Source organism: Mycobacterium sp. IS-2888 (assembly GCF_001954215.1).
GTDB lineage: Bacteria > Actinomycetota > Actinomycetes > Mycobacteriales > Mycobacteriaceae > Mycobacterium.
This window is the reverse complement of record NZ_MBET01000081.1, coordinates 1-3,702: the sequence shown is the minus strand read 5'-3', so window position 1 is coordinate 3,702 and position 3,702 is coordinate 1. Positions and strand designations below refer to the sequence as shown.

The following is a 3,702-nucleotide window of genomic DNA, read 5'->3' as shown; positions in this document are numbered from 1 at the left end:
GTGATTTACGAGCAGGCCAACGCCCACGGCCAGAAGGTGCAGACCGCCGGCAGCAACATGGCCAGCACCGACAGCGCCGTTGGGTCCAGCTGGGCCTAACACCAACTTCAGGCGCGGCAGCACACCGATATGTGGTGTGCTGCCGCGTCCTGCGGTTATCCGAGCACGTCGACTTTCGAGGAATTGATGGATTCACAGACCACGCGCACCGACATCACCGTCAACGTCGACGGCTTCTGGATGCTGCAGGCGCTGCTCGACATTCGGCATGTCGCGCCGGAACTGCGGTGCCGGCCGTACGTCTCCACCGACTCGAGCGACTGGCTCAACGAACACCCCGGCATGGCGGTGATGCGCGAGCAGGGCATCGTCGTCGGCGAACTGAACGAGGTGCAGGAGCAGGTGGCCGCTCGGATGCGGGTGCTCGCCGCACCTGACCTCGAGGTCATCGCCCTGCTGTCGCGGGGCAAGCTGCTCTATGGCGTGGTCGACGACGAGAACCAGCCGCCCGGCTCCCGCGATATCCCCGACAACGAGTTCCGCGTGGTGCTGGCCCGGCGCGGTCAGCACTGGGTATCGGCGGTTCGGGTTGGCAACGACATCACGGTTGACGACGTCGCCGTCGCGGACAGCGCCTCGATCGCGTCACTCGTCCTGGACGGACTCGAGTCGATTCATCATGCGGAGCCCGCGGCGATCAACGCGGTCAACGTGCCGCTGGAGGAGATGCTGGAAGTAACGAAGTCGTGGCAGGAGTCGGGCTTCAACGTGTTCTCCGGCGGAGATCTCCGGCGAATGGGCATCAGTGCGGCCACGGTCGCCGCGCTGGGGCAGGCGCTGTCGGACCCGGCGGCCGAGGTCGCGGTCTACGCCCGCCAGTACCGGGACGACGCCAAGGGCCCGAGCGCCTCGGTGCTTTCGCTCAAAGACGGTTCGGGTGGCCGGATCGCGCTTTATCAACAGGCCCGAACCGCGGGTTCGGGGGAGGCGTGGCTGGCCATCTGCCCAGCGACCCCGCAATTGGTCCAGGTCGGTATAAAAACCGTCCTGGATACGTTGCCTTACGGCGAGTGGAAAACCCACCGCAGGGTGTGAATCCGCGTGCGAAACATAGTGTTTACCAACGTCTTTGCCCAGAACGTGCGGCCGAGGGGCAAACACGGCATACTTCTCTAGAATCATTAACGATGATTCGCCAGCAAAGCCACAACAACTAATATCGCGAGGGCGAGACAGATGAAATCCGAATTGTTCGGGCCCACCAAGCAAGGGGGTGCGCAGCGATGACTGCGGTAACTGCGGTAGTTGAAGCACCACAGCCCGACATCGAGGGAATCTCGCAGCCTCGGGCCGTCGTGGTCGGCATCATGGCCGGCGAGGGTGTCCAGATCGGCGTCCTGCTCGATGCCAATGCCCCCGTCTCGGTGATGACCGACCCGCTGCTGAAGGTGGTCAACAGCCGCCTGCGCGAGCTCGGCGAGACACCGTTGGAAGCCAAGGGCCGCGGCAAATGGGCGTTGTGCCTGGTCGACGGCACGCCGCTGCGGGCCACGCAATCGCTCACCGAGCAAGACATCTATGACGGCGACCGGCTCTGGATCCGGTTCATCGTCGACACCGAGAAGCGATCGCAAGTCGTCGAGCACATCTCCACCGCCGTTTCGCAGAACCTCAGCAAGAGGTTCGCCGCGATCGACCCCGTCATCGCCGTTCAGGTCGGCGCCTCGATGGTGGCCACCGGCGTTATCGCCGCGACGGCCCTGCTGGGCTGGTGGCGCTTCCACCACAACTCGTGGCTGACCACCATCTACTCGGCGGTGATCGCCGTGGTCGTGCTGGGCGTGTCGATGTTGCTGCTGGCACGGGCCCAAACCGACGCGGATCGGCGCGTCGGCGACATCATGCTGTTGAGTGGCCTGGCGCCCCTGGCAGTCACCGCGGCAGCCGCACCGCCCGGCGGGGTGGGTTCCCCGCACGCGGTCTTGGGCTTCGGGGTGCTCACCATCTCGACGATGTTGGCCCTGCGTTTCACCGGCCGCCGGCTCGGCACCTACACCGCGATCATCACCGTCGGGGCGGTGGCGGCGATCGCCGCCCTGGCGCGGATGGTCGCGAACAGCAGTGCGGTGACGCTGTTCAGCTGCGTGGTGCTGGTCTGCGTGCTGGCCTACCACGCCGCCCCGGCGATGTCCCGCCGGCTGGCCGGCATTCGGCTGCCGGTGTTCCCGTCGGCCACCAGCCGCTGGGTTTTCGAGGCTCGACCCGACCTGCCCACCACCGTGGTGCGCTCCGACGGTGGCCCGCCGGTGTTGGAAGGGCCCGCGTCGGTGCGCGACGTGCTGCTGCAGGCGGAACGGGCCCGCTCGTTCCTGACCGGGCTGCTGATCGGACTGGGCGCGCTGATGGTGGTTTCGCTGGCCGCGTTGGCCGATCCGCACACCGGTCAACGGTGGCTGCCGCTGCTGCTCGCCGGCTTCAGCGCCGGGTTCCTGATGCTGCGCGGGCGTTCCTACGTCGACCGCTGGCAGGCGATCACCTTGGCCGCGACCTCCGTGCTGATCGTCGGCACGGTGGTGGTGCGCTACGCGCTGGTGCTGCACTCGCCGCTCTCTGTGGCGATCTGCACCGGGATCCTGGTTCTGCTGCCGGCGGCGGGCCTGATGGCCGCGGCGGTTGTGCCCAACACGATCTACAGCCCGCTGTTCCGCAAGTTCGTGGAGTGGATCGAATACCTCTGCCTGATGCCGATCTTCCCGTTGGCATTGTGGTTGATGAACGTCTATGCGGCGATTCGGTACCGCTAGCACCAAGGTGTGGCGTGGGCGCGCATCCCGCGCGACCGTCGCCGCCCTCCTGCTCACGTCGGGCGCGTTAGCCGGCTTGCCGCCGGCGTACGCGATCTCGCCTCCTACCGTCGATCCCGGCGCGGTTCCGGCCGACGGTCCGCCCGGACCGCCGGCGCCGATGAAGCAGAATTCGTACTGCACCGAGGTCGGGGTGCTGCCTGGCACCGATTTTCGGTTGCAGCCGAAGTACATGGACATGCTGAACTTGCAGGAGGCCTGGCAGTTCGGCCGTGGCGCCGGGGTGAAGGTCGCCGTCATCGACACGGGCGTGAGCCCCCACCCCCGGTTCCAGCACCTGATCCCCGGCGGCGACTACGTCATGGGCGGCGACGGATTGTCGGACTGCGACGCCCACGGGACGATCGTGGCGTCAATGATCGGCGCGGCCCCCGCCAGCGGCGCGACACCGCCGCCCGCGGGACCGCGCAAGCCGGTCACCATCCCGACCACCGAACCGCCCCCGAAAGCGCCGCCGCCACAGACGGTTACGTTGTCGCCGCTGCCGCAGACGGTGACGATGGTTCCCCCGCCGCCGCAGTCGGAAGCTCCTCCCGCCGCGCCGGGACCCTTCGGCATACCGGGATGGCCGCCGCAGCCGCAACAGCAACAGCCGGCGGCACCGCCGGCACCGGCTCAGGGGGGCCCAGCCCCGGGACCCGGTCAGGCCCCGTCGGGCAATCGCGGCGGTTCGGGCACGGTGACCATCCCCAGCTACTCCGGTGGCAAGCACATCATCGGCGTCGACAACCCCGTCGACCCGCGCCCACTCGACCCGCCGAAGCCGCCTAGACGTTCATCAACCACAATGCCAACGGGAAGATCGGCATCAGGCAGAGGTATTCGATCCACTCCACGA

Annotated in this window: 3 protein-coding genes and 2 pseudogenes; 4 read left to right on the top strand and 1 reads right to left on the bottom strand. The window is 67.5% G+C overall.

The window, feature by feature from the left end; translation table 11 throughout:
• The 4 genes and pseudogenes from A5745_RS15685 to A5745_RS15670 form a co-directional block, all read left to right on the top strand.
• Positions 1–99, top strand: a pseudogene (locus tag A5745_RS15685) (type VII secretion protein EsxI); the annotation flags it as partial.
• A gap of 87 nt (positions 100–186) precedes the next feature.
• Positions 187–1,095 carry an ESX secretion-associated protein EspG gene (locus tag A5745_RS15680; protein WP_076058142.1) on the top strand — a complete coding sequence of 303 codons (909 nt, stop codon included), beginning with the start codon at positions 187–189 and terminating at the stop codon, positions 1,093–1,095.
• A gap of 188 nt (positions 1,096–1,283) precedes the next feature.
• Positions 1,284–2,804: a type VII secretion integral membrane protein EccD gene (gene eccD, locus A5745_RS15675; protein WP_076117161.1), complete on the top strand. Its 1,521-nt coding sequence runs from the start codon at positions 1,284–1,286 to the stop codon at positions 2,802–2,804.
• Positions 2,782–3,621 (top strand): annotated as a pseudogene (locus tag A5745_RS15670) (S8 family serine peptidase); the annotation flags it as partial. The gene eccD and the pseudogene A5745_RS15670, both read left to right, overlap by 23 nt.
• A gap of 10 nt (positions 3,622–3,631) precedes the next feature.
• On the opposite strand, the gene A5745_RS25360 reads toward A5745_RS15670, so the two are convergent.
• The coding region (locus tag A5745_RS25360) for a hypothetical protein (protein WP_371336968.1) at positions 3,632–3,702 on the bottom strand (71 nt) is incomplete at its 5' end.

Coding starts and splice junctions, on each gene's coding strand:
- eccD (WP_076117161.1), top strand. CDS start 1,284: ATGACTGCGGTAACTGCGGTAGTTGAAGCACCACAGCCCGACATCGAG.
- A5745_RS15680 (WP_076058142.1), top strand. CDS start 187: ATGGATTCACAGACCACGCGCACCGACATCACCGTCAACGTCGACGGC.